The organism is Pseudomonas sp. 273 (assembly GCF_029201425.1).
GTDB classification, from domain to species: domain Bacteria; phylum Pseudomonadota; class Gammaproteobacteria; order Pseudomonadales; family Pseudomonadaceae; genus Pseudomonas; species Pseudomonas delhiensis.
The window spans coordinates 6,968,052-6,993,151 of sequence record NZ_CP116775.1 but is presented as its reverse complement, the minus strand read 5'-3'; the positions used below and the strand labels follow the sequence as shown (position 1 = coordinate 6,993,151).

19 protein-coding genes and 1 pseudogene are annotated in these 25,100 nt (G+C 68.5%); 6 read left to right on the top strand and 14 right to left on the bottom strand.

Annotated elements, in window-relative coordinates; all coding sequences use genetic code 11:
• Positions 1–83: 83 nt before the first annotated feature.
• From PKO50_RS31980 to PKO50_RS31970, 3 genes are all read right to left on the bottom strand, one after another.
• Positions 84–1,127, bottom strand: a complete 1,044-nt coding sequence (locus PKO50_RS31980; RefSeq protein ID WP_275630558.1) for a haloacid dehalogenase-like hydrolase — start codon at positions 1,125–1,127, stop codon at positions 84–86.
• 216 nt (positions 1,128–1,343) lie between these two features.
• Positions 1,344–2,396, bottom strand: a complete 1,053-nt coding sequence (locus tag PKO50_RS31975) for a haloacid dehalogenase-like hydrolase (RefSeq protein WP_275628250.1) — start codon at positions 2,394–2,396, stop codon at positions 1,344–1,346.
• 178 nt (positions 2,397–2,574) lie between these two features.
• Positions 2,575–3,495: a LysR substrate-binding domain-containing protein gene (locus PKO50_RS31970; protein WP_275628249.1), complete on the bottom strand. Its 921-nt coding sequence runs from the start codon at positions 3,493–3,495 to the stop codon at positions 2,575–2,577.
• 142 nt (positions 3,496–3,637) lie between these two features.
• On the opposite strand from PKO50_RS31970, the gene PKO50_RS31965 reads away from it, so the two are divergent.
• Positions 3,638–5,035 carry a NorM family multidrug efflux MATE transporter gene (locus PKO50_RS31965; RefSeq protein ID WP_275628248.1) on the top strand — a complete coding sequence of 466 codons (1,398 nt, stop codon included), beginning with the start codon at positions 3,638–3,640 and terminating at the stop codon, positions 5,033–5,035.
• Here the strand turns inward: PKO50_RS31965 and PKO50_RS31960 are convergent.
• Positions 5,007–6,686, bottom strand: a complete 1,680-nt coding sequence (locus PKO50_RS31960; protein WP_275628247.1) for a bifunctional diguanylate cyclase/phosphodiesterase — start codon at positions 6,684–6,686, stop codon at positions 5,007–5,009. The genes PKO50_RS31965 and PKO50_RS31960 overlap by 29 nt on opposite strands.
• 277 nt (positions 6,687–6,963) lie before the next feature.
• Between PKO50_RS31960 and rep the strand changes: the two genes are divergently transcribed.
• Both rep and PKO50_RS31950 read left to right on the top strand, forming a co-directional pair.
• Positions 6,964–8,973: a DNA helicase Rep gene (gene rep, locus PKO50_RS31955; protein WP_275628246.1), complete on the top strand. Its 2,010-nt coding sequence runs from the start codon at positions 6,964–6,966 to the stop codon at positions 8,971–8,973.
• A 269-nt stretch (positions 8,974–9,242) separates the two neighbouring features.
• On the top strand, positions 9,243–9,815 hold the full coding sequence (locus tag PKO50_RS31950; RefSeq protein WP_109937148.1) for a xanthine phosphoribosyltransferase: 573 nt from the start codon (positions 9,243–9,245) through the stop codon (positions 9,813–9,815).
• Positions 9,816–9,949: 134 nt separating this feature from the next.
• Here the strand turns inward: PKO50_RS31950 and PKO50_RS31945 are convergent, their stop codons facing one another.
• The 9 genes from PKO50_RS31945 to PKO50_RS31905 form a co-directional block, all read right to left on the bottom strand.
• Positions 9,950–11,791, bottom strand: a complete 1,842-nt coding sequence (locus PKO50_RS31945) for an acetyl-CoA hydrolase/transferase C-terminal domain-containing protein (protein WP_275630557.1) — start codon at positions 11,789–11,791, stop codon at positions 9,950–9,952.
• A gap of 655 nt (positions 11,792–12,446) precedes the next feature.
• Positions 12,447–12,872, bottom strand: a complete 426-nt coding sequence (locus PKO50_RS31940) for a cytochrome c5 family protein (protein WP_305888143.1) — start codon at positions 12,870–12,872, stop codon at positions 12,447–12,449.
• 158 nt (positions 12,873–13,030) lie between these two features.
• On the bottom strand, positions 13,031–13,579 hold the full coding sequence (locus PKO50_RS31935) for a cupin domain-containing protein (RefSeq protein WP_089390766.1): 549 nt from the start codon (positions 13,577–13,579) through the stop codon (positions 13,031–13,033).
• Positions 13,580–13,744: 165 nt separating this feature from the next.
• Positions 13,745–14,824, bottom strand: coding sequence for an alanine racemase (gene alr, locus PKO50_RS31930; RefSeq protein WP_275628245.1), 1,080 nt, complete (start codon positions 14,822–14,824; stop codon positions 13,745–13,747).
• Positions 14,825–14,933: 109 nt separating this feature from the next.
• Positions 14,934–15,287 (bottom strand): RidA family protein, encoded by a 354-nt coding sequence (locus PKO50_RS31925; protein ID WP_275628244.1) that lies wholly within the window; start codon positions 15,285–15,287, stop codon positions 14,934–14,936.
• On the bottom strand, positions 15,262–16,557 hold the full coding sequence (gene dadA / locus PKO50_RS31920; protein WP_275628243.1) for a D-amino acid dehydrogenase: 1,296 nt from the start codon (positions 16,555–16,557) through the stop codon (positions 15,262–15,264). Before dadA ends, PKO50_RS31925 begins: the two co-directional genes overlap by 26 nt.
• A 352-nt stretch (positions 16,558–16,909) precedes the next feature.
• The gene (locus tag PKO50_RS31915; protein WP_109937151.1) at positions 16,910–17,254 is read right to left on the bottom strand and encodes a YdbL family protein; all 345 of its coding nucleotides are present in this window, start codon (positions 17,252–17,254) and stop codon (positions 16,910–16,912) included.
• A gap of 11 nt (positions 17,255–17,265) precedes the next feature.
• A complete protein-coding gene (locus PKO50_RS31910) occupies positions 17,266–17,457 on the bottom strand; it encodes a YnbE family lipoprotein (RefSeq protein WP_089390761.1) in 192 nt (63 codons plus the stop codon).
• Between the two features lie 16 nt (positions 17,458–17,473).
• Positions 17,474–20,032 (bottom strand): YdbH domain-containing protein, encoded by a 2,559-nt coding sequence (locus PKO50_RS31905; protein WP_275628242.1) that lies wholly within the window; start codon positions 20,030–20,032, stop codon positions 17,474–17,476.
• 161 nt (positions 20,033–20,193) lie between these two features.
• On the opposite strand from PKO50_RS31905, the gene dadR reads away from it, so the two are divergent.
• The 3 genes and pseudogenes from dadR to PKO50_RS31890 all read left to right on the top strand — a co-directional run bounded on the left by dadR (position 20,194) and on the right by PKO50_RS31890 (position 23,702).
• Positions 20,194–20,682, top strand: coding sequence for a transcriptional regulator DadR (dadR, locus tag PKO50_RS31900; RefSeq protein ID WP_009614106.1), 489 nt, complete (start codon positions 20,194–20,196; stop codon positions 20,680–20,682).
• Positions 20,683–20,786: 104 nt separating this feature from the next.
• Positions 20,787–22,105 (top strand): annotated as a pseudogene (locus PKO50_RS31895) (FAD-binding oxidoreductase).
• A 43-nt stretch (positions 22,106–22,148) separates the two neighbouring features.
• Positions 22,149–23,702: a phospholipase D family protein gene (locus tag PKO50_RS31890; protein WP_275628241.1), complete on the top strand. Its 1,554-nt coding sequence runs from the start codon at positions 22,149–22,151 to the stop codon at positions 23,700–23,702.
• A 148-nt stretch (positions 23,703–23,850) separates the two neighbouring features.
• On the opposite strand, the gene PKO50_RS31885 is transcribed toward PKO50_RS31890, so the two are convergent.
• A complete protein-coding gene (locus PKO50_RS31885) occupies positions 23,851–25,020 on the bottom strand; it encodes an MFS transporter (RefSeq protein ID WP_089390757.1) in 1,170 nt (389 codons plus the stop codon).
• Positions 25,021–25,100 lie beyond the last annotated feature (80 nt).

Here is a 25,100-nt window from a genome sequence, read left to right as displayed (position 1 = left end):
GTTAAGGATCGGACAAGTCCGCAACAGCGAACGGATAATCCTTAAGAACTTCACCTATGCACCTGGCTGGCGGTATCCGGCGATCACTGGATCTGCTCCGGCGTCACTATCACCCAGTTCTTGTCCGCGGTGACCGGCTGGCCCAGCCTGGCCTGGGCCTCGGCGTTCTTCTTGATCATGCCGTCGAGCTGGTCCATGTACTTGGCCTTGCGGTTTATCCACAGGTGGATGCCGTTCTCGGCGGTGCCGTTGAACAGCATGTAGCCGTCGCTGCTGGGGGTGTCGCCGCCGACCAGGATGGGGCGCTTCCACTGGTCGATGTAGGTGAGGATGGCGGCCTGCTTGCCGGCCATCCAGGTCGCCGGGGTCCACAGGTAGGGGGTGATTTCCAGGTCCAGGTTGGCCTTGGGATCGTACTTGCCTTCGCTGATCTGCTTGCGCGCGGTGGTCAGTGCGCCAGTCTTGCGGTCCTTGAGCAGGGTGCTGACGCCGATGACGTTCTCCGGCTTCACGTTGTAGCCGTACTTCGGATCGCTGGCGACCATGCGCACCAGTTCCTCGTGGGCGGCGGTCATCACGTAGACCTCGATGCCGTTCTCCATCAGTTTGTTGTACAGCTCCTGCTGGCCGGTGAAGACCCTGGGCGGCTGGATCTCGATGGTCTTGACCGCGTCGCCCTCGTAGTAGGTGCTGGGGACCGGCTTGCCGTAGGCCATCAGTTCGTCGACGTAGCCCTTGAGTTCCTTGAGGGTGAAGCCGGAGAACACCTGGGCGACCCAGGGGTAGCAGACCAGGTCGTCGACCTCGCAGAGGCGGTAGTAGTAGCTGTTCAGGCTTTCCTTGTGGCCGCCCACGTCCTTGAAGGGGATCAGCTTCAGCGACGGGTCGAGCTTCTCGCGGGTCAGCACGCCCTTCATTTCCAGGAAGGGCAGCAGCGACTCTTCCAGGTCGTAGCGGTAGCTGGTGTTGTCCATGTCGAAGACGGCGTAGGCGCCCTTGTTGGCGTTGGCCGCGATCAGCGCGTCCAGTTGCTTGGCGGCCGGCGCCGGCCAGTGCGCCAGTTCCGTGGCGGCGAAGGCGGTGCTGGCCAGGCCGCCGAGCAGCAGCGCGGCGAGCAGGGTGCGCATGGGTTTCATCTGGTTTCCCCCGAGGTGGTCTTGTGGGTGGAAAGACCCGGCGCGGGCCGTTCCCTGGACTAGTCCAGCCTTCACCCTAGCAAAGCCGTGTTGCAGTCCTGCGATGAACGCGACCTCGGGCGTTGCCTGCGCGCCAGGACTTGGCCAGGAGCGACAGGGCATGCCTGGAAGCGGCGGGGCGGCGCAACGGGCCGCCCCGCCGGTGGCTCAGAGAATCTCCTCGGGCGTGACCACCAGCCAGTTCCTGTCGGCGCCGGCCGGCTGGCCGAGGGCGGACTGGGCCTCGGCGTTGGCCTTGATCATGGCGTCGAGCTGGTCCATGTAGCTGGCCTTGCGGTTCACCCACAGGCGCAGGCCGTCGTCTGCGGTGCTGTGGAACAGCATGTGGCCGTCGTTGCTGGGCGAGTCGCCGCCCACCAGGATGGGCTTCTTCCACGGGTCGATGTAGGTCTGGATGGCCGCCGTCTTGCCGGCCATCCAGGTGCCCGGCGTCCACAGGTAGGGGGTGAACTCCAGGTCCAGGTTGGCCTCGGGATCGTACCTGCCTTCGGTGATCTGCCGGCGCGCGGTGGTCACCGCGCCGGTCTTGCGGTCCTTGAGCAGGGTACTGACGCCGATGACGTTCTCCGGCTTCACGTTGTAGCCGTACTTCGGGTCGCTGGCGACCATGCGCACCAGTTCCTCGTGGGAGGCGGTGAGGATGTAGACCTCGATGCCGTGCTCCATCATCCGGTTGAACAGTTCCTGCTGGCCGCTGAACAACTGTGGTGGCTGCACCTCGACGCTGCGCAGGGTGTCGCCGTCGTAGTAGTCGCTCTTGACCGGCTTGCCGCTCGCCATCATGGCGTCGACGTGGCCCTTGAGCTCGCGCAGGGTCAGGCCGGAAAGCGCCTGGGCGGCCCAGGGGTAGCAGACGCGGTGGTCGAACTCGCACAGGCGGGTGTAGTAGCTATTCAGGCTTTCCTTATGCTCCTTGCGGTCCCTGAAGGGAATCAGCGCCAGCGACGGGTCCAGTTTCTCCCGCGTCAGCACGCCGTGGTTCTCCAGGTACGGCAGCAGCGCCTCGGCCACGTCGTAGCGGTAGCTGGTGTTGTCCATGTCGAAGACGGCGTAGGCGCCCTTGTTGGCGTTGGCCGCGATCAGCGCGTCGAGCTGCTTCGCCGCGGGCGCCGGCCAGTGCTGGAGTTCGGTGGTGGCCACGGCATCGTTGGCCAGGCCGCCGAGCAACAGGATGCCGAACAGTAGTCCACAGGTTTTCATCGAATGTTCCCCCGGTTGCGAATGTCGGGGAAGGCGCGGCGATGCGGGCTGTGGCCCATCATTGGCGCCGGGCGTTTCCCCCTCCTCCACGACCGTAGCAAGGGGGAAAAGGGCCAGACAGGCGGCTGGGCGTCGCATGCGCATTCCGGCCGCAGGGGGTCTGGAAACGTCCTACAACCTACTCCAGTACTTCCACCTGAGGCAGTCGCATTGCGCTGACTTCGGCGAGAAGAAAGTCCCTCAGACAGCGCAGGCGCTCCTGCTGCCGGCGCGCCTTCGGCCACACCAGGTAGTAGCTCTCGCCACTGGCCACAGCGCTGGGCCAGGGCAGGGCCAGGCGGCCGGCGGCGGCGTCCTCGGCGACCATCACCAGGTCGCCGATGGATAGGCCGTAGCCGCGGGTGGCCGCGACTATGCCCAGCTCCAGGGTGTCGAACACCTGGCCGCCCTTGAGCGACACCTGGTCGCACAGCCCCATGCGCTGCAGCCAGCGGCGCCAGTCGCGGCGGTCCGGCGTGGGGTGCAGCAGTTCCGCGGCGGCCAGCCGCCCGACGTCCCAGGGGCCATCGTCGAGCAGCTGCGGGGCGCCGACCGGGATCAGCCACTCGGGGAACAGCAGGCAGCTTTCCCATTCCGCGGGGAAATGCCCATCGCCGAGCAGCACCGCGCAGTCGAAGGGCTCGCGGGCGAAATCCACCGCGTCGACGTCCATCCAGGCGCTGGTCAGCTGCACCTCGATATCGCTGTTGGCCATGCGGAAGATGCTCAGGCGCGGCAGCAGCCAGCGCATGGTCAGGGTCGAGGGCGCCTTCAGGCGCAGCACGTCCTCGTCGCTGTGCAGGCTGGCGCAGGCGCGCTCCAGGGCGTCGAAGCCATCGCGCAGGCCCGGCAGCAGCAGGCGCGCCGGCTCGGTCAGGCGCAGCTGGCGGCCCTGGCGCTGGAACAGCTGGCAGTCGAAGTGCTCCTCCAGGGTGCGCACGTGGCGGCTCACCGCGCTCTGGGTGATGGCCAGTTCCTCGGCGGCGCGGGTGAAGGAGGCGTGCCGGGCGGCCGCCTCGAAGGCGCGCAGGGCATAGAGCGGTGGCAGGCGGCGGGACATGGCGGGCCTTCATGCATGAGTCTGACTCATGTATTGCATCGCTTTTTTCCTTTTGTGGGAAGGCCCCACGCCCCACCAGAATGGGCCAATCGACGAACCCGGGACGCGCCGGACACGGCCCAGCCCAAGCCAGACTCATGCCATGCACACCCCCTACCACACCGAACTGCGGGCGATCCTGCGCCTGGCCGGGCCGCTGATCGCCGCCCAGCTGGCCTATGTCGCCATGGTCTTCACCGACACCCTGATGATGGGCAAGCTCGGCCCCGAGGCCCTGGCCGCCGGGGGCCTGGGCGCCTCCACCTACGCTTTCGTCTCCACCGTGTGCAGCGGCGTGGTGGCGGCCACCGGCAACCTGGTGGCGATCCGGCATGGCGCGCACGACAGCGCCGGCGCGGCCGCCGCCACCCGCGCCGGGCTGTGGGTCGGCCTGGGCCTGGCGCTGCTGGCCGGCAGCCTGCTGTGGAACCTGGAGGCGCTGCTGCTGGCGCTCGGCCAGGCGCCGGCGACGGTGCACGGCACCATGAGTTTTCTGCACAGCATTCTCTTCGCCCTGCCCGGCTACCTGGCCTTCATGGTGCTGCGCGGCTTCACCAGCGCCATCGAGCGGCCCGGCCCGGTGATGGCCATCAGCGTGCTCGGCGCGCTGGCCAACCTGGGCCTGAACTACGCCTTCCTCGAAGGCTGGTTCGGCCTGCCGCGCCTGGGCCTGGCCGGCATCGGCCTGGTCACCGCCATCGTGATGAACGCCCTGCCGCTGATCCTCGCGCTGTACCTGCGCTGGCACCCGGCCTACGCCGGCTACCCGCTGTTGCGCGGCCTGGGCCGGCCGCAGCGCGGGCAGGTCGCCGAGACCCTGCGCCTGGGCCTGCCGATCGGCGGCACCTACGCGGTGGAGTCGGGGATGTTCGCCGTGGCCACCCTGTGCATGGGCGCCATCGGCACCACCGCGCTGGCCGCGCACCAGATCGCCATCCAGTCGGTGTACCTGGCCTTCATGGTGCCGGTGGGGATTTCCTACGCGGTGACCTTCCGCATCGGCCAGCACTACGGCGCCGGCCGCCTGCCCGAGGCGCGCCGCGCCGGGCGGGTGGGTATCGGCTTCGGCGCGCTGTGCATGTTCGCCTTCGCCCTACTGTTCTGGCTGGCGCCGCGCCAGGTCATCGGCCTGTTCCTGGACCTCGACCAGCCGGCCAACCAGGCGGTGGTGCAACTGGCCGTGAGCCTGCTGGCGATCGCCGCCTGGTTCGAGCTGTTCGACGGCCTGCAGAGCATCGCCATGGGCGCCATCCGCGGCCTCAAGGACGCCCGCACCACCTTCCTGGTGGGCCTGGCCGGCTACTGGCTGGCGGGCGTGCCGCTGGCCTGGCTGCTGGCCTTCCCCTTCGGCTGGGGCCCGCACGGCGTCTGGTGGGGGCTGGCGGCGGGCCTGGCGTGCACCGCGCTGGGCCTGTGCCTGGCCTTCGAGGCGCGCACCGCGCGCCTGCTGCGCCCGGCCGTGGCGCCGGGCTTCAGTTACCGGCCGGGTCCCGCTGCCTGAGCGCGCGCCCGGCGCCGAACACCAGGAAGCGCGCCAGCTCCGCCAGCGGCAGAGGGCGGCTGATCCAGTAGCCCTGCACCTGGTCGCAGCCGAACTGGCGCAGCAGCTGCCGCTGTTCGGCGCTTTCCACGCCCTCGGCGACCACTTCCAGGTTGAGGTTGTGCGCCAGGTTGATCATGGCCCGCACCAGCTGGCGGTTCTCCGCGCGCTCGGACATGCCGCCGACGAAGCTCTTGTCGATCTTCAGCAGGGTGATCGGCAGGCTGTTGAGGTGGACGAAGGAGGAGAAACCGGTGCCGAAGTCGTCCAGGGAGAAGCGCACCCCCAGTTGCCCCAGCGTCTGCATGGTCTGCAGGACCTGCTCGCTGCGGCGCATCACGGCGGTTTCGGTGAGTTCGAACTCCAGCCAGCGCGCATCCACCCCGCGCTCGGCGATCAGCCGTTGCAGCGTGGGCAGCAGCTGGCTGTCCTGGAACTGGCGGAACGACAGGTTGATGGCCATGTGCAGCGGCGGCAGGCCGCGCCCGAGCAGCCACTGCATGTCGCGCAGGGCGCGGGCGATCACCCAGTAGCCCAGCGGCACGATCAGCCCGCTCTCCTCGGCCAGGGGCACGAAGTCCCCCGGGGTGAGCAGCCCGCGGCTGGGGTGGCGCCAGCGCACCAGGGCCTCGAGGCCGACGATGGTGTCGCTCTCCAGGTCCAGGCGCGGCTGGTAGTGCAGCTCCAGTTCGTCGCGGCGCAGGGCCCGGCGCAGCTCGCTCTCCAGCTCGGCCAGGCTGCGCGCGCCGCGGTTGATGCGCTCGTCGAACAGGTGGAAGGTGCAGCCCTGGCCCATCTTGGCCTGCTGCATGGCGATGTGCGCGTGCCACATCAGGGCGTCGGCGCTGTCGCCGGAGCGGGCATGGGCCAGGCCCAGGCTGCAGCCCAGCAGCAGGCTCTCGCCCTCCACCCAGTAGGGCTCGCCCAGCACCTCGACGATGCGCTCGGCCAGGCGTTCGGCGCGACGCGGGTCGCGGCGGGTGTCCAGCAGCAGGGCGAACTCGTCGCTGCCCAGGCGGGCCAGGCGGTCGCCGTGCTCCAGCTGCGAGCGCAGGCGCGCCACCACCTGCAGGATCAGGCGGTCGCCGGCCTGGTGGCCGAGGGCGTCGTTGACGTGGCGGAAGTTGTCCAGGTCGAGGTGGCCGAGGGCCAGGCCGCGGCCCTGGAACTCGTCCAGCTGCGCGGCCAGCAGCGTCTGGAAGCCCTGGCGGTTGGCGATGCCGGTCAGCGGGTCCTGCTCGGCCAGGCGCTGCAGGGTGGCCTCCAGGCCGCTGCGCTCGCGGGCGTAGCGCAGGGAACGGCGCAGCACTTCGGCACTCAGTTGCTGCGGCGTCAGCCAGTCGGCCACGCCGGCCGGCGCCTGCGCCGGTTCGCGCTCCAGCAGCAGGATGACCGGCAGCCGGCAGTTCTCCCGCGAAGGCAGCCTGCCCGGGGTGGCCAGCACCAGGCCGACCTCGTCCTCGTCGAACAGGCTGCGGGCGGACTCCCAGGAAGGTGCGGTGATCAGCGAATACGCATTGCCCAGCGCGGCGAGATGCTCGCGCAGCAGCTGGGCCCACTGCGGCGTTTCGGCCAGCAGGAGCAGGCGCGTGGACTCGACCGACGCAGCCAAGCGACCCCCATGAAAAGAAAAGGAATACCCCGGGCGCCATCCCATGCCCCGGCCATCCGGATTGGCGTTCCAGCGCCCGTGCGTTGCCGTCTGTCGGCGCGGAACCAAGGAAACTCTTCAGAGTTTTCTTCAACTAATGCTGCCACAAGCCTAATACAAGTATGAATTTATCCAAAACGGCGAAACGCGACGGCGTCACAGATCGCCGTTTTTCCGCAGCCCCGGGCGGGGCTGGTAGAATGGCCGCCCGCTTCGCCATGAAATTTCCTCCTTCCCCATGTCCCGACTCAATCCCCGGCAGCAAGAGGCCGTGAACTACGTCGGCGGCCCCTTGCTGGTGCTGGCCGGCGCCGGCTCCGGCAAGACCAGCGTGATCACCCGCAAGATCGCCTACCTGGTCCAGCAGTGCGACATCCGCGCCCAGTACATCGTCGCCGTCACCTTCACCAACAAGGCCGCGCGCGAGATGAAGGAGCGCGTCAGCACCCTGCTGCGCCCCGGCGAGGGCAAGGGCCTGACCGTGTCCACCTTCCACAACCTGGGCCTGAACATCATCCGCAAGGAATACGCCGCCCTGGGCTACAAGCCCGGCTTCTCGATCTTCGACGAGAGCGACGTGAAGGCGCTGATGACGGACATCATGCAGAAGGAGTACTCCGGCGACGACGGCCTGGACGAGATCAAGGGCCTGATCGGTACCTGGAAGAACGACCTGATCCTCCCCGAGGAAGCCCTGGCCAAGGCGCGCAACCCCAAGGAACAGACCGCGGCCATGGTCTACCTGCACTACCAGCGCACCCTGCGCGCGTACAACGCGGTGGACTTCGACGACCTGATCCTGCAGCCGGTGAAGCTGTTCCAGGACAACCCGGACATCCTCGAGAAGTGGCGCAACCGCGTGCGCTACATGCTGGTGGACGAATACCAGGACACCAACGCCAGCCAGTACCTGCTGGTGAAGCTGCTGGTGCAGCAGCGCGCGCACTTCACCGTGGTCGGCGACGACGACCAGTCGATCTACGCCTGGCGCGGCGCGCGCCCGGAAAACCTGATGCAGTTGAAGGACGACTTCCCCTCGCTGAAGGTGGTGATGCTGGAGCAGAACTACCGCTCCACCAGCCGCATCCTCAAGTGCGCCAACATCCTCATCGCCAACAACCCCCACGTGTTCGAGAAGCAGCTGTGGAGCGAGATGGGCGAAGGCGACCCGATCCGGGTGATCCGCTGCCGCAACGAGGAAGCCGAGGCCGAGCGGGTGGCCATGGAGATTCTCACCATCCACCTGAAGACCGAGCGGCCCTACAGCGAATTCGCCATCCTCTACCGCGGCAACTACCAGGCCAAGCTGATCGAGCTGAAGCTGCAGCACCACCAGATTCCCTATCGCCTGTCCGGCGGCACCAGCTTCTTCGCCCGCCAGGAAGTGAAGGACCTGATGTCCTACTTCCGCCTGCTGGTGAACCCGGACGACGACAACGCCTTCCTCCGGGTGATCAACGTGCCGCGCCGCGAGATCGGCTCGGCGACCCTGGAGAAGCTCGGCAACTACGCCACCGAGCGCGGCTGCTCGATGTTCGCCGCCACCGGCGAGCTGGGCCTGGGCGAACACCTGGATGCCCGTTACGTCGAACGCCTGCAGCGCTTCAAGCGCTTCATCGACAAGGTCCGCGAGCAGTGCGCCGGCAGCGATCCGATCGGCGCGCTGCGCAGCATGGTGATGGACATCGACTACGAGAACTGGCTGCGGCAGAACGCCTCCAGCGACAAGGTCGCCGACTTCCGCATGGGCAACGTCTGGTTCCTCATCGAGGCGCTGAAGAACACCCTGGAGCGCGACGAGGACGGCGACATGACCATCGAGCAGGCCATCGCCAAGCTGGTCCTGCGCGACATGCTCGAACGCCAGCAGGAGGAAGAGGAAGGCGCCGACGGCGTGCAGATGATGACGCTGCACGCGTCCAAGGGCCTGGAATTCCCCTACGTGTTCATCCTCGGCGTGGAAGAGGAGATCCTCCCCCACCGCTCCAGCATCGAGGCCGACAGCATCGAGGAAGAACGGCGCCTGGCCTACGTCGGCATCACCCGGGCGAAGAAGAACCTGGCCATGACCTTCGCCGCCAAGCGCAAGCAGTACGGCGAGATCATCGACTGCTCGCCGAGCCGCTTCCTCGACGAGCTGCCGCCGGAAGACCTGGTCTGGGAAGGCCAGGAGGACGCGCCCCAGGAAGTGAAGGCGGCCAAGGGCAACGCCGCCCTGGCGGACATCCGCGCGCTGCTCAAGCGCTGAAGCCCGGCAGAGCCTGCGTCTTCGTAGGAGCAACTATCGCGATGGCCGTCCGGCACGGACGGGAAATGCGCCGCCAACCTGTAGGAGCGGGCCCTGCCCGCGATTCGCGCGCAGGGCCCGCTCCTACAATGGAATGCCACGGCGACGGCCAGCGGAAGCTGTCCACCCGATCAGCTTCTTCTTTTGTCGGAAGGTCGCGCAGGCCGGTGCTTCCGAGGTAGAATTGCGCGCTTCACCCGCGACAGCAGCTTCGCCAGGAAGCACCAAAATTGAACACCCTCAAAGACAAAATCCGTAGCGAAGGCATCGTCCTGTCGGACCAGGTCCTCAAGGTAGACGCCTTCCTCAACCACCAGATCGACCCGCTGCTGATGAAGCAGATCGGCCACGAGTTCGCCGAGCGCTTCAAGGGCCAGGGCATCACCAAGATCGTCACCATCGAGGCCTCGGGCATCGCCCCGGCGGTCATGGCCGGCCTCGAGCTGGGCATCCCGGTGATCTTCGCCCGCAAGTTCCAGTCGCTGACGCTGAAGAACGACCTGCTGATCTCCAAGGTGTTCTCCTTCACCAAGCAGACCGAGAGCACTATCGCCATCTCCGCGCGGCACCTGACCGCCGCCGACCACGTGCTGGTGATCGACGACTTCCTCGCCAACGGCCACGCCGCCAAGGCGCTGATCGACCTGATCCAGCAGGCCGGGGCGAGCATCGCCGGCCTGGGCATCGTCATCGAGAAGTCCTTCCAGGACGGCCGCAAGCTGCTGGAAAGCGAAGGCTACCGCGTCGAATCCCTGGCCCGGGTGAAGTCCCTGGCGGGTGGCGAGGTCGAGTTCCTCGACTGATCCGGACCGAGACGTGAAAAAGGCGGGCGCCCGGCAAGGGTTCCCGCCTTTTTCATGCCCTCCATTCTCTTCGTAGGAGCGAGCTTGCTCGCGAACGGATTCCGCAGCGGGGTCGTTCGCGAGCAAGCTCGCTCCTACACAAAGCCGTTCCGGGTGGCGTGCAGGCCGGCGAGGATCAGGCGCTGGTAGAGCTCCTCGCGCAAGCCGTCCGGCTGCTCCAGGCCCATGCGCTGCAGGTGTGCCGGGAAGGCTTCCGGCTCCGGCGCGTCCAGAGTGGCCTTGCCCAGTTCGAGGATCTCGCTGAGCCTGAGCTTGCTCTTCAGCCAGGTCAGAGCCCGCAGCAAGTCGCGTTCCTCCGGGGTGAAATCGCAGCCCAGCGGGTATTCCGGCAACGCCTCGCGGTGCTGCGCGCACAGTGCCTGCAGGCGCTCGGGAAGGTTGTCGCGGTAGCGCCGGTCCAACTCGAAGTCCGCCGGCAGCTTGCCCGCCGCCTTGGCCTCGGCGATCAGGCCGTCCTGGAAGCGCGAGTCGGCGATGGCCAGCAGCGCTTCGATCACCTCGGCGTCGTTCCGGCCGCGCAGGTCGGCGATGCCGTACTCGGTCACCACCATGTCGCGCAGGTGCCGCGGGATGGTGGTGTGGCCGTAGTTCCAGACGATGTTCGAGCTGACCTCGCCGCCGCTCTCGCGCCAGCTGCGCAGCAACAGGATGGAGCGCCCGCCGTGCAGCTCGTGGGCCTGGGCGACGAAGTTGTACTGCCCGCCGACGCCGCTGACCACGCGGCCGTCCTCCAGCTGGTCGGCCACCCCGGCGCCGAGCAGGGTCACGGTGAAGGCGCTGTTGATGAAGCGCGCGTCGCGACGTTGCTGGCGCTTGAGTTCCTCGTCGTGGTAGAGGTTGTTGACGAAACCGATGCCGGTCATGCCGATGCCGGCCAGGCGTTCGGTCGGCAGCTCGCGCAGGCGCTGGTAGAAAGCCTGCGGGCCGAGGAAAAAGCCGCCATGCAGCCAGACACCGCCGGGCACGGCCTCGCCGGCGTCCGCACGCTGCTGCTGTACCTGTGGATAGACCCGCCGCCCCAGCACGCCGGCCTCGGCCAAGTCCAGCAGGCCCGGCACGAACATCTCGCTGCAACCGTAGAGGCCTTCGCTGAAGGGGCCCAGCCCGCCCTCGCGGTCGATCAATTGCCCGTGGCGCTGCGGCACCGCCAGGGCCGCCAGCAGGTCGCGGTAGGCGGCGTTGTCGCGCTGGCGCAGCAGCAGCGCCGAGGTCACGGCATCGCCCATGGCGCCGATGCCGACCTGCAGGGTGCCGCCGTCGCGCACCAGGGCGCTGGCGTGCAGGCCGATGCAGTGGTCCTGCCAGCCCACCGGCATGTAGGGCGTGGAGAACAGCGTGCTGGCGTCCGCCGGCTGCTCCACCAGCAGGTCGAAGACGTCCTCGTCGACCTCGGCGTCGCCCGGCATGTACGGCAGGTCGCGGTGCACCACGGCGATACAGAGGATGCGCTCGCCGGCCGCGCGGCGGCGGCGCAGCATGGGCAGCAGGTCGAGGGTGATGTCCGGGTTGCACGACAGGCTCAGCCTGCCGGGGCGCGCCGGGTCGCGGGCGACCAGCTGGGCCACGGCGTTGATGCCCTTGGCGTCGAGGTCGCGGGCGACGTGGCTGTAGTTGCAACTGATGTAGTTCTGCTGCGCCGGCGCGCTGTCCAGCAGGCTGCCCGGCTGCAGGTAGAACTCCTCGACGCGCACGTTCGGCGGCAGGCTGCCCTGGCGCAGGTCGCGCAGGTAGTCGAGTTCCGGGTAGTCGCCGTACAGGCGCTCGACGAAGGGTTCGAGGAAGCGCCGCTGCAGCTCGCTGCCGGCCCGGGGCCGGCCCAGCGACAGCGCGGTGTAGAGCGTCAGCTGGCGCGCCGGCTGCTCGCCCAGGCGCCGGTAGAGCTGGTTGACCAGATGGTTGGGCTTGCCAAGGCCCAGGGCAGGCCCAGGCGTATCGGGCCATCGAGCCCGGCCAACAGTCGGTCGACGACTTCGTCGAGGGTGCAGCGGTGCGCCAAGGTGCGATCCTCCGTGGGTTCCCTGTCCAGTTTGGACCGGAAACCGCCGGGGACGCTCCGCCGTCTTTTCATTCAAGCGATGCGGTGGTTCAGCGAAGGCGCTCGACCTACCTCCGCGCCCTCTCCCCAGCCCTCTCCCGGAGGGAGAGGGGGCCGTTCGTGCCACCGGGGTGGCCGGCGTGGCCGGTGAATCCAATCGCGGACAAAGTCCGCTCCTACACCCGTGCTTCCCTGAACCGCAGGAGCGGACTCTGTCCGCGATTCGGCGGATAACGCCGTAGGCGTTATGCGCCCTACTGGTTTCCAGAGAAACGTCCGAGCACTCGGAGCGGCGCGCTACACCAAGCCCCCACGCTTCTGGGTCATTCCCCTTCGGGCCAGCGCAAGCGCTGTTCGCGATGGAGCCGCGTCCCGCGTTCGCGGGAATGACGGGTTGGGGATCGGGGCGCAGGGCCATAACCGCAAACGAAGCCCCCTATGAAAAATGCCGTTTCCCCAAACAGAGAAACGGCATTCTTTCTTAAGCGGACAGCATCAGCCCGTAAGCGGCTTTTCCTGTCAGGTCAGGCCGTGGATCAGAGGCCGGACATGTGCTCGATGGCGGCCTTCAGCTCGTCGTCCGAGCAGTCGGCGCAGGTGCCTTTCGGCGGCATGGCGTTGATGCCGGAGATGGCCTTGGCCAGCAGGCCGTCGAGGCCGCCCTGCTCCTTGGCGCGTTTGCCCCACTCGCCCTTGTCGCCCACCTTGGGCGCGCCCAGCAGGCCGGTGCCGTGGCAGTTGGTGCAGACCTTGCCGACGATCTCTTCGCCCGAACGCGGCGCACCGCCACCTCCGGCGGAAGCGACGGCGCCGACGCCTTCGCACTCCTTGCCCTGGACGCAGACCTTGCCCACCGGTTCCAGGCGCTTGGCGATGTCGTCATTGGTCGTGGCTTGGGCGCCAGCGGCCAGCAGGGCCAGTACGGCGGCCTGGGCCACCAGGATTTTCTTTATCAGGTTCACCCTTTTACCCTCATCGTGGCTTGTACGCCCGGGCACGGTATCCATCGCAGTCTCGGCGGCGCGGGCGGGCGCAAGTATAACGGAAGACCGCGCGCCTGAAACAATTGCAAGGGCCGCGGAGGCCTTGCGTCATACGGTCGCAGGCGGCTCAGCCGCCTCTAAAAATTTGCCGGAGTCGTCGCGCTGATCAGCCTCGCCGGCGCCTCGAAGGGGTTGCGGAAGCGGTGCGGGCGGGTACTGTCGAAATAGTAGCTGTCGCCGCTCTCGAGGATGTACACCTCGTCGCCGACGGTCAGTTCCAGGCGGCCTTCGACCAGCACACCGGTCTCCTCGCCTTCGTGGGAGTACATGTCGTTGCCGGTATCGGCGCCTGGCGGGTAGGTCTCGTCGAGCAGCGTGATGGCGCGGCTGGGGTAGGCCTTGCCGATCAGCTTCATGACGATGTCGCCGTCGGACAGGTCGCTGAGTTCGTCCGCCTTGTAGACCACCTGGGTGTTGCTGTCCTGCTCGATGTCCAGCGAGAAGAATTCCACCAGGGACATGGGAATGCCGCCCAGCACCTTCTTCAGGGAGCTGATCGACGGGCTGACGCTGTTCTTCTCGATCATCGAGATGGTGCTGTTGGTGACGCCCGCGCGCTTGGCGAGTTCACGCTGGGACAGCCCTTTGAGTTTGCGGATGGCTTGCAGACGAGCGCCAACGTCCAAGGGTGGAGTCCTCCTTAATTTCTTGTTCTGCCAGGCTCTAACGGCCGGAACCCGCCTGCGCCTTGCGGCGAGCGGGTTCCGAAGTGCTCCGTATCATGGCAACACCGTTCAGTATTTACAACAGATCGGTCTCAGATACTGCGCAAACTTTACACAGTTCGTCGCTCAGTCGCCGCTGTAGACACGCGGTACGCGCTTGAGGTTGCAGAACAATTGGTAGGGGATGCTGCCGCACAGGCTGGCGAGTGCGCTGGCCGGGACGTTCGGCCCCCACAGCTCGACGCGGCTGCCAAGGCCGGCGCCGGGCAGGTCGGTGAGGTCGACGGTGAGCATGTCCATGGACACCCGGCCGATGATGCGGCTGGCCTGGCCGTCGATGAACACCGGGGTGCCGTCCGGCGCATGGCGCGGGTAGCCGTCGGCGTAACCCATGGCGACCACGCCGACGCGCACCGGGCGCTCGGCGACGTAGCGCGCGCCATAGCCCACCGGCTCGCCCGCCGGCAGTTCGCGCACGCCGATGACCTGCGACTCGAGGGTCATCACCGGGCGCAGCTGGTCGGCCAGCGGCTGGGCCTGTTCGAAGGGGGTGGCGCCGTAGAGCATGATGCCCGGGCGCACCCAGTCGCTGGGCACGCCCGGCCAGCCGAGGATGCCGGGAGAATTGCGCAGGCTGACCTCGTAGGGCTGGCCCAGGCCGGCGCGCACGGCCTCGAAGGCGGCGACCTGCTCCTCGGTGCACACGCAGTCCAGCTCGTCGGCGCGGGCGAAGTGGCTCATCAGCACCACCTTGGCCACGTGCGGCAGGTCCTGCAGGCGCGCCAGGGCGGCGGCGTAGTCCTGCGGGAAGAAGCCGACGCGGTGCATGCCCGAGTCCATCTTCAGCCAGAGCGTCAGCGGCCTGGCCGGGCGCGCTCGCTCGATGGCCTCCAGTTGCCAGGCCGAGTGCACCACGCACCAGAAGTCATGGCGCTCGATCAGCTCCAGCTCGCTGGCCTCGAAGAAACCTTCCAGCAGCAGGATGGGCGCGCGGATGCCGGCTTCGCGCAGCTCCAGGGCCTCTTCGATGCAGGCCACGGCGAAGCCGTCGGCTTCCGCCTCCAGGGCCCTGGCGCAGCGCACCGCGCCGTGGCCGTAGGCATCGGCCTTGACCACCGCCAGCGCACGCGCGCCACTGACTTCGCGGGCCAGGCGGTAGTTGTGGCGCAGGGCCTGGAGGTCGATCAGGGCACGGGCTGGACGCATGGCGGGAACTCTCTGTTATTCGGGTATGACGATTCGCGGGCGGACTCGCCCGGCGAAGGCCATGAAGCAAAAAAAGGCCTGGCAATCCGACCAGGCCCCACGCAAAGGTTTACGGCAGCGCCGCGACCACCGACATCTCCACCAGGATCTCCGGCTCGCAGAGCCTGGCCTCCACGGTGGCGCGGGCCGGGGCGGTGCCTTGCGGCAGCCACTGGTCCCAGACGGCGTTCATGCCGGCGAAGTGCGCGTCGATGTCCTTCAGGTAGATGGTCACCGAGAGGATGCGCGTCTTGTCGCTGCCGGCCTCCTCGAGCAGGCGCTCGATGCTGGCCAGGACCTCGCGGGTCTGCTGCTCGATGCCGGCGCCCATGTCGTCGCCCACCTGGCCCGCCAGGTAGACGGTGCCGTTGTGGACGACGATCTGGCTCATGCGGCCATTAGTGTGCAGGCGCTGGATGGCCATTCTGGCTCTCCGAGGCATTGCTATAGCGGGAAATGTCCAGGCCGTCGGTGCTGATCTGCGGGCGCTTCTTCGCCATCAGGTCGGCCAGGTAGCGGCCCGAACCGCAGGCCATGGTCCAGCCCAGGGTGCCGTGGCCGGTGTTCAGGTACAGGTTGCGGTAGCGGGTGCCGCCGACGATCGGGGTGCCGTCCGGGGTGGCCGGGCGCAGGCCGGTCCAGAAGGTCGCCTGGCTGACGTCGCCGCCCTCGGGGTAGAGGTCGGTGGTGATCATTTCCAGGGTTTCGCGGCGGCGCGGGTTCAGCGACAGGTCGAAACCGGCGATCTCGGCCATGCCGCCGACGCGGATGCGCTGGTCGAAGCGGGTGATGGCGACCTTGTAGGTCTCGTCGAGGATGGTCGAGGTCGGCGCCATGTCCGGGTTGGTGATCGGCACGGTCAGCGAGTAGCCCTTGAGCGGATAGACCGGGGCGTCGATGCCCAGCGGCTTGAGCATCTGCGGCGAGTAGCTGCCCAGGGCCAGCACGTAGTGGTCGGCAGTGACCAGCTGGCCATCGATCCAGACGCCGTTGATGCGGTCGCCGGCGAAGTCCAGGCGCTGGATGTTCTGGTTGAAGCGGAACTCCACGCCCAGGCCCTGGGCCAGCTCGGCCAGCTTGGTGGTGAACATCTGGCAGTCGCCGGTCTGGTCGTTGGGCAGGCGCAGGGCGCCGACCAGCTTGTCGGCCACCTTGGCCAGGGCCGGTTCGACGCGGGCGATGCCGGCGCGGTCGAGGACTTCATAGGGCACGCCGGAGCTTTCCAGCACGGCGATGTCCTTGGCGGCGGAGTCGAGCTGGGCCTGGGTGCGGAACAGCTGGGTGGTTCCCAGGGTGCGGCCTTCGTAGGCGATGCCGGTCTCGGCGCGCAGCTCGTCGAGGCAATCGCGGCTGTACTCGGACAGGCGCACCATGCGCTCCTTGTTCACCGCGTAGCTGGCGGCGTTGCAGTTGCGCAGCATCTGCCACATCCAGGCGTACTGGCTGGGGTCGCCGGTGAGCTTGATGGCCAGCGGAGCGTGCTTCTCCAGCAGCCACTTCATGGCCTTGAGCGGGATGCCCGGGGCGGCCCAGGGCGAGGCGTAGCCGGGGGAAACCTGGCCGGCGTTGGCGAAGCTGGTTTCCAGGGCCGGGCCGGGTTGGCGGTCGACCACCACCACTTCGAAGCCGGAACGGGCCAGATAGTAAGCACTGGCGGTGCCGATCACACCGCTGCCAAGGACCAGAACGCGCATCGCTGCCTCCTACGTCGCGTGGGGCACGCGACGTTTCTTATTTTGAACGTCAGATGCGCGCAGTATAGGAATTCGACCGCAGAAATAATCACTATTTAACAGGCTGTAATTGAAGAAAATTCTTGGCAGAAAGGCCTTTCATGGAGGCGCATCCACCAGACAATCCACAAAAACACCTGAAAAACCCATAGCCATGCAACTATGTCGGATCGCGGTTTTCAGCAACTAATTCGGTGGGCTTCGGCGAACACGGGAATTACTCCCGCCGGGGGCGGGGCCGGCAGGAATAAGCGCTGCCGCGACGGCGGGTCGCAGGCGCCGCCCGACAGGCGGCGCCACCAGGGAAATCCCCTTACTTGCGCACCCACTTGCCGTTGAGCTGGATGTATTGCCCGGCCGGGGTGCGGTCCATGGCCTTCTGCCCGGCCAGGGCCTCCACGTCGCCGAGCTTGGCGCCGCTCTGGCCGGCCACCTTCTGGTACTCGGCGCGGCGCGCGGCGTTGATCTGGGCGGCGATGTCGGCCGCCTGGCCGCTGTTGCTGACCACCCCGAGATAGCCGTCGGGCTGCTCGCCGACCAGGCCCTGGGCCTTGGCCCCGCCCAGGGCCGACATGGCCTGCTCCAGGCTCATGGCCAGGGCCGGCAGGCTGACGCAAAGGGCCAGCAGGGCGACGCCGAGTTTGCTGCGCAGTGTCATGTAGAAGCTCCTCAGAACAGACCGCTGTTCTCGTTGATGATGCCATCCAGGGCCTTGTCGACCTTGATGTAGATCTCGTGCTCGATCTTCACGTTGAGGTTGATGTTGATCGGCTCCTTGGGCGCCGCCAGCTGTACCGTCGGCGTACAGCCCTGGCTGAGCCCGAGCAGGGCCAGGACGGCGATGAGTGCGCTTGGGCGCATGCGGTTCTCCTTGCGATCAGGGCGCGGCAGGTGGCGGGTTGCGCAGGCGTTCCTGCACGCGCTTGCGGATGGTGTCGCTGACCCGGTCGCTCAGCTGCAGGCTGGTCAGCAGGTCCGGGATGTTCTCCTCCAGGTTGACGTTGAGGTTCACCGGCCGCCCCTGCTCCAGCGCCGGGTTGCGGCCGCTGATGGCCAGGGCCAGGAGCAGGCGGCCGCCCTCAGCATAATCCACGCGGCTGGCCAGGCGCTCGTAGCGGAAGTCGTCGAGCATGGTCGCCACCAGTTGTATGGCCGGGTTGCTCTGGCCGAGGGCGCGGATCTTCTCCGAGCGGAACTGCAGGGTGCCCGGCTGCCGCGCGGCCACCTGGCCGCCCTGGATGCGCAGCCCGGCCGGGCCGATCAGCAGCGGCAGCTCGCCGTCGAGGATGCCGTTGCCGGCCAGGCCCTCGGCGGGGTAGGCCTTGAGGATTTCCTCCAGCAGCACGCCCTGCAGGTGCAGGCTCTGCGCCGGGTTGTCGCGGGCCAGCTGCAGCACGCCGGCGTCCAGCCAGGCGCGGCCGCCGAACAGCTTCAGCTCGGCCTGGCGCCAGTCCAGGCGGCCGGCCAGCGGCTGGTCCAGGCCGGCGCTGTAGCCGCCCTGGAACTGCAGGGGCCCGAGCAGCACGCCGGGGTTGAGCTGCGCCACGCGCAGGCCGGGCAACTGCAGCGTCAGCTGCGAGCCGCGCAGCTGCAGTTTCGCCTCGCCGTCCAGGCCGTGGATTTCGCTGCGGTCGTAGACGCCTTCCAGGCCACGGCCGTTCAGCGTCAGGTCCAGTTGCTGGGCGACCTGCCCCGGCGGCAGGCGCCACTGCGCGCGGACCTGCAGGCGGCCGTTGTTCAGGCTGAGCAGCGCCGGCCAGTCGGCCAGGCTGGCCGCCAGCGGGTTGCCGCTGCGCAGGAAGAATTCCGGCAGTTGCGCCGTAACGTCCAGGGCGCCATCGGCCTGGTGTCGCAACTCGACGTCGGCGGCCAGGCCCCCGCTATTCTGCAACCGGCCCTTGAGCTGCTGCTGGGCCAGGCCGGCGCCGAGCTGGCCCTGGTAGCTCCAGGCGAGCGGCTTGAGGTGCGCCTGGCGCAGCTCGCCGACCGCCAGTTGCACGGCGCCGTCGAAGCCCAGGCTGAAGGGCTGGCCGGCGGCATACCCCAGGGCCAGCGTGGCCTTGTCCGGTATCGCACTGAGCTTGCTGGCCTTCAGCCCCTGGGGGCCGGCCAGGCTGCCCAAGCCTAGCTTGGCGCCCTTGCCCAGGCGCAGGCTGGCCGCGGCCTGGCCAATCTCGCCGTCCAGCGGCAGGTCGAGCGCCGCCTTGCCCAGACGCAGGCCGGGCAGTTGCAGGTCCGACACCTGGGCCTGCAGGCGGGCCTGACTCAGGGCCAGGGACAAGGCTTCGCCCTCGACCAGCGCCAGCACGCCCTGCAGGCGCAGCTCGCTGGCGCCCTTGCCGCGCAGGTCCAGGCGTACCGCGCCGGGGGCGCTGTCGTCGGGCTGCAGGCCCAGGCGCAGGTTGGCCGGGCGCAGGCCGACCGGCAGCGCCTGCAGCCAGTCGCCATAGAGGTCGGCCAGGTAGAGGTCGCCGTCCAGCACCCGCGGCCGCCACTGTCCCGGCTGGGTCGCTACCGCCTGCAACTGCAGGTCGCCCTGCAAGGCGCCCAGGCCCGGCAGCGGCCAGGGCTGCGGCAGTTGCATGGCCAGCTCCAGTTCACCCTGGCTGTCGCGCAGTGCGGGCCAGTCCGGCCAGGGGCCGTCGCCGCCCAGGGTACTGTCCCAGCTCAGGCGCAGGCGCCCGGCCTCGGGCAGGGAAACCGGCAGGGTCGGCGTCGGCAACCAGGGCGCCAGCCAGGCGCGCACGGCGTCCAGCGGTGGCACTCCAGGGCTGGCCAGGCTGCCGCGCCAATGGCGCTCGGCCGGCGCCCAGCTGGCGTCGAGGTCGGCCAGGCGTTCGCCGTCCAGATCGGCCTTCAGCGCCAGCCGCCAGGCGTCCTGTTCCGGGCGCAGGGTGCCGTCGAGGGCCAGGCGCTGGCCGCCTTGCTGCAGTTCGGCGGCCAGGGACGCGGCATTGCCGGGCAGCTGCTGCCAGTGCAGGCTGCCGACCAGGGTGCAGCGCTGCTGCCCAGCGCAGGGCAGTTCGAACTCGGCGCGCTGCAGGACGGCCCGCTGCGGCAGCAGGCCGAGCCACAGGCCCACCTGGTCGGGCGTCGGCCATTCCCCCGGCGCTTCCGTCGCCGCGGCGGAGGGCCAGGACCCCACGTGCAGCCGCTGCAGCTCCAGGCCGCCCAGGCGCCAGCGCCCGTCGATGCGCCGCGGCCAGCCCAGGCGCAGCTGATCAGCCTGGATTTCCAGGAGTGAAGCGGATTTTTCCCGCGTTACGGCCAGCCGTTGCAGCGTCAGACCGTCCAATGAAATGCCCGGCCCCTGCCAGTCCAGGCCGGTGATGCCCTGCTCCGCGAGCAGCCGCTGCCGGGCCTGCCCCGCCCAGACGGCGAGCAGCACCACGAGCAGCGCCAGCAACAGCAGGATTCGGGTACGGGTCGAGCGCATGCCAGGCTCCAGCGGCGGAGTGGAAGGCCCGCGCATCCGGCGCGGACCTGGGAACAGGCTGGCGGCGTGCCCGCAGAAGATCAAGGGCAGTGATATCCACTGGCTTAACGTCTATATTTGGCGACAATCACCAACCATAAGCACCGCCCCGAGCAGCCTCCATGAGAACCCAGCACCAAAGCCGCCGCGAACTGGACAAGATCGACCGCAATATCCTGCGCATCCTCCAGGAAGAAGGGCGCATTTCCTTCACCGAGCTGGGCGAGCGCGTCGGCCTCTCCACCACCCCCTGCACCGAGCGCGTGCGGCGCCTGGAGCGCGAAGGGATCATCATGGGCTACAACGCCCGGCTGAACCCACAGTACCTCAAGGCCAGCCTGCTGGTGTTCGTCGAGATCAGCCTGGACTACAAGTCCGGCGACACCTTCGAGGACTTCCGCCGCGCGGTGCTCAAGCTGCCCCACGTGCTGGAGTGCCACCTGGTGTCCGGCCACTTCGACTACCTGGTGAAGGCGCGCATCTCGGAGATGGCCTCCTACCGCAAGCTGCTCGGCGACATCCTGCTGAAGCTGCCCCACGTGCGCGAGTCGAAGAGCTACATCGTCATGGAAGAGGTCAAGGAAAGCCTGACCCTGCCGATTCCCGACTGATCGCAACAGCCTGTCGAACTTTTGCGGCTTCCCCCTTGGCGTGGCGGGAAGCCGGCGTTTATCCTGCGTAAAATTTTAACAACACTATAATCAGGATATCGCACATGAACGCCCGCGTTCGCCTCCCGGTGCACACCGACCAGCACGCCCCTTCCTACTACGCCGCGACCGTCAACCGTCGCATCGAGTGCCCTCCCCTGGCCGGCGAGGAAAAGGCTGACGTGTGCATCATCGGCGGCGGCTTCTCCGGGCTGAACACCGCCATCGAGCTGGCCGAGCGCGGCTTCTCGGTGGTCCTGCTGGAGGCCCACAAGATCGGCTGGGGCGCCAGCGGGCGCAACGGCGGGCAGCTGATCCGCGGCGTCGGCCACGGCGTCGAGCAGTTCGCGCCGGTGATCGGCAAGGACGGCGTGCGCCAGCTCAAGCTGATGGGCCTGGAGGCGGTGCAGATCGTGCGCCAGCGCGTGGAGACGTACGGTATCGACTGCGACCTGACCTGGGGCTACTGCGACCTGGCCAACAAAGCCTCGGACGTCGAGGGCTTCCGCGAGGACTACGAGGAGCTCAAGGGCCTGGGCTACACCCATGAACTGCGCCTGGTCCCGCAGGAGGAGATGCGCGGCATCGTCGGCGCCGACTGCTACGTCGGCGGCATGGTCGACATGGGCTCGGGCCACCTGCACCCGCTCAACCTCGCCCTGGGCGAGGCGGCCGCCGCGCAATCCCTGGGCGTGCGCCTGTTCGAGGATTCCCAGGTCACCCACATCGACTACGGCGCCGAGGTGCGCGTGCGCACCGCCAAGGGCAGCGTGCGCGCCAGGACCCTGGTGATCGGCTGCAACGCCTACCAGAACGGCCTGAACAACTACCTCGACGGCAAGGTGCTGCCGGCCGGCAGCTACGTCATCGCCACCGAGCCGTTGCCCGCCGACCTGGCCCACGAGCTGCTGCCGCAGAACATGGCGGTGTGCGACCAGCGCGTGGCCCTGGACTACTACCGCCTCTCGGCCGACAACCGCCTGCTGTTCGGCGGCGCCTGCCACTATTCCGGGCGCGACCCGGCGGACATCGCCGCCTACATGCAGCCGAAGATGCTCAAGGTGTTCCCGCACCTGGCCGAGGTGCGCATCGACTACCAGTGGGCGGCATGATCGGCATCGGCGCCAACCGCCTGCCGCAGATCGGCCGCCTGCCCGACCAGCCCAACGTGTACTTCGCCCAGGCCTATTCCGGCCACGGGGTGAACGCCACCCACCTGGCCGGCAAGCTGCTCGCCGAGGCGATCGCCGGGCAGCAGGGCAGCGGCTTCGAGCTGTTCGCCAAGGTCCCGCACATCACCTTCCCCGGCGGCAGGCTGCTGCGTTCGCCGCTGCTGGCGCTGGGCATGGCCTGGTATCGCTTCAAGGAGGCGCTGAGCGGCTAGAATCTCCGCAGTCCCGCCAACCGGGACGCCAGGAGACTCCCGCTTGCTACAACGCTTCCTGTTGCTGGCGCTGCTGTTGCTCGGCGGCTGCGCCAGCGTTCCCCTGCCCACGCCCTCCCACGCCCTGTCGCCGAGCGGCACGGCCCTCGGCGACGCCGTGCAGCGGCGCGCGGCGGCGCACCCCGGCGCCTCCGGCTTCCGCCTGCTGGCCTCCAGCAGCGACGCCTTCCTCGCCCGCGCCGAGCTGATCCGCGCCGCCCAGCGCAGCCTGGACATCCAGTACTACATCGTCCACGACGGCCTCACTACCCGCGCGCTCATCCACGAGCTGCTCAAGGCCGCCGACCGCGGCGTGCGCGTGCGCGTGCTGATCGACGACACCAGCAGCGACGGCTGGGACTACGAGATCGGCACCCTGGCCGCCCACCCGAACATCCAGGTGCGCCTGTTCAACCCGCTGCACCTGGGCCGCAGCACCGGCATCACGCGCAACCTCGGGCGCCTGTTCAACCTCGCCGAGCAGCACCGGCGCATGCACAACAAGCTGTGGCTGGCCGACAACAGCGTGGCCATCGTCGGCGGGCGCAACCTGGGCGACGAGTACTTCGGCGCCAAGGCGGAAATGAACTTCAGCGACCTCGACCTGCTCGGCGTCGGCCCGGTGGCCGCGGAGCTGGGGCAGAGCTTCGACCAGTACTGGAACAGCGCCATCAGCCGGCCCATCGAGGACTACCTGTGGGGCAAGCCCGAGCGCGCCGACCTCGAACGCGCCCGGCGCCACCTGGACAGCTACCTGGAGAAGAGCCGGGTGCGCCACTCGGCCTACCTGCAGCGCCTGCACCTGCGCGGCGCCTCGACCAACCTCGACAGCTGGCTCGACGATCTGGTCTGGGCCCCCGGCCGGGCCATCTGGGACGACCCGCTGAAGGTCCTGGACCGCGGCCAGAGCCGCCCGCAGCAACAACTGAGCACCCAGCTCGACCCGCTGTTCCGCCAGGTGTCGAAGGAGCTGATCCTGGTCTCGGCCTACTTCGTGCCCACCGACAGCGGCGTCACCTACCTCACCGGCCGCGCCGACCGGGGCGTCAGCGTGCGCCTGCTGACCAACTCCCTGGAGGCCACCGACGTGCCGGCCGTGCACGCCGGCTACGCGCCCTACCGCATGGCCCTGCTGGAGCACGGGGTGAAGCTCCACGAGCTGCGCGCCCAGCCGGACCAGCGCCTGGCCGGCGCGCCCTGGACGGTGCGCGGCTCCAGCAGCGCCAGCCTGCACAGCAAGGCGATCGTCTTCGACCGGCGCCAGGTGTTCATCGGCTCCTTCAACTTCGATCCGCGCTCGATCATCTGGAACACCGAGGTCGGCGTCATCGTCGACAGCCCGGCGCTGGCGGAACAGACGCGCAAGCTGGCGCTGGCCGGGATGTCGCCCAGCGTCAGCTACCAGGTGCGCATCGACCGCAGCGGCAGCCGCCCGCGGCTGACCTGGGTCGACGAGATCGACGGCCACCCACGGGTGCTGCACCACGAGCCGGGCAGCCTGTGGCGCCGCTTCAACGCCTGGATCGCCGGCGCAATCGGCCTGGAGAGGATGTTGTAGGGCCCGCCGATGCTCCCCCGGAACCGTAGGGCGCATAACCGTTCGCGGTTATCCGCCGTTGGCTGGCACATCGGCGCCAGGATGACGGCGGATAACGCTTGGGGCGTTATGCGCCCTACGAAGAGCGCCTCGGCGCAATCGGCGGGCCTCAGCGCCCACTCACCTCGGGTAGTTCATCGCCCTGCAGTTCCACCGGCGGCAGGCCCTTGCGCCACACCAGCACGACGAAGCCGAAGGCGCCCAGGGCCATCATCAGCGGCAGCGCATGGCCGCTCACCCACTGGCTGACCGCGCCGGTGGTCAGCGGCCCGATCAGGCAGCCGATGCCCCACAGCTGGGCGATGTGCGCGTTGGCGCGGACCAGCGCGTCATCGCGGTAGCGCTCGCCGATGAGGATCAACGACAGGGTGAACAGCCCGCCGGCGCTCGCGCCGAACAGCACCAGCACCGGCCAGATCGCCGGCCCGTGCAGCAGCAGCGGGATGCCCAGGCTGCTCAGCAGCAGGACGATGCCGCAGCCCTTGAACAGCGCCTGGCGCGACACGCGGTCGGCCAGCCAGCCGATGGGCAGCTGCAGCAGCGCATCGCCGACCACCACCACCGTGACCATGGTCAGCGCCACCGCCTGGGTGAAGCCCTGGCGCACACCGTAGACCGGCAGCAGGGTGAGGATCATCGCCTCGAAGCCGGCGAACAGCACCACCGCCCAGGCGACGGCCGGCAGCTTGGCGCAGAAGGCGAACAACCCGCGCCCCGAGGCGCTGTGCGGATCGACCCGGGGCGCGCCGCTGCGACCTATCAACAGCGACGAGCCGAACACCAACAGGCCGACGCCGAGCCAGAAGCCACGGTCGTCGGCGGTGCCGATGAAGGTCAGCAGCACCGGCCCGGACAGCTGGCTCAGCGCATAGCCGGTGCCGTACAGGGCCACCAGGCGGCCGCGCCATTTCTCCACCGCCAGCTGGTTGATCCAGCTTTCGCCGAGGATGAACACCACGGTCAGTTGCACGCCGATCAGCAGGCGCAGCAGCAGCCACACCGGGTAGCTCTGCAGCAGCGCCAGCAGGCCGACGGAAAAGGCCCCGCTGAGCAGGCACCAGCGCATCAGCCGCGGCGTGCCCAGGCGCGCGGCCAGGCGCCCGGAGATCAGCGCGCCGAGCAGCACGCCGGCGGCCGGTGTGGCGGCCATCACGCCGATGGCGAAACTGCCGTAGCCCCAGCCCTCCAGGCGCAGGGACACCAGCGGCATGGTCAGGCCGAGGGCCAGGCCGATGCTGATGACCGACAGGCAGACAGCGGAATAGGCACCCCAACGCATTGTCGTTCTCCCGTTCCATCCGGAGCGCACTCCGGGCCAGATGCCGAGCCCGGTGCGCAATGCAAAGCGGCCGGGCTCCC

What these genes read in the sequence shown, in the direction of transcription:
- rep (WP_275628246.1), top strand. Translation starts at nt 6,964, where the DNA reads ATGTCCCGACTCAATCCCCGGCAGCAAGAGGCCGTGAACTACGTCGGC.
- PKO50_RS31925 (WP_275628244.1), bottom strand. Translation starts at nt 15,287, where the DNA reads ATGGCCATCCAGCGCCTGCACACTAATGGCCGCATGAGCCAGATCGTC.
- PKO50_RS31970 (WP_275628249.1), bottom strand. Translation starts at nt 3,495, where the DNA reads ATGTCCCGCCGCCTGCCACCGCTCTATGCCCTGCGCGCCTTCGAGGCG.
- PKO50_RS31885 (WP_089390757.1), bottom strand. Translation starts at nt 25,020, where the DNA reads ATGCGTTGGGGTGCCTATTCCGCTGTCTGCCTGTCGGTCATCAGCATC.
- PKO50_RS31975 (WP_275628250.1), bottom strand. Translation starts at nt 2,396, where the DNA reads ATGAAAACCTGTGGACTACTGTTCGGCATCCTGTTGCTCGGCGGCCTG.
- PKO50_RS31905 (WP_275628242.1), bottom strand. Translation starts at nt 20,032, where the DNA reads ATGCGCTCGACCCGTACCCGAATCCTGCTGTTGCTGGCGCTGCTCGTG.
- PKO50_RS31965 (WP_275628248.1), top strand. Translation starts at nt 3,638, where the DNA reads ATGCACACCCCCTACCACACCGAACTGCGGGCGATCCTGCGCCTGGCC.
- PKO50_RS31980 (WP_275630558.1), bottom strand. Translation starts at nt 1,127, where the DNA reads ATGCGCACCCTGCTCGCCGCGCTGCTGCTCGGCGGCCTGGCCAGCACC.
- PKO50_RS31910 (WP_089390761.1), bottom strand. Translation starts at nt 17,457, where the DNA reads ATGCGCCCAAGCGCACTCATCGCCGTCCTGGCCCTGCTCGGGCTCAGC.
- dadR (WP_009614106.1), top strand. Translation starts at nt 20,194, where the DNA reads ATGAGAACCCAGCACCAAAGCCGCCGCGAACTGGACAAGATCGACCGC.
- PKO50_RS31915 (WP_109937151.1), bottom strand. Translation starts at nt 17,254, where the DNA reads ATGACACTGCGCAGCAAACTCGGCGTCGCCCTGCTGGCCCTTTGCGTC.
- alr (WP_275628245.1), bottom strand. Translation starts at nt 14,824, where the DNA reads ATGCGTCCAGCCCGTGCCCTGATCGACCTCCAGGCCCTGCGCCACAAC.
- dadA (WP_275628243.1), bottom strand. Translation starts at nt 16,557, where the DNA reads ATGCGCGTTCTGGTCCTTGGCAGCGGTGTGATCGGCACCGCCAGTGCT.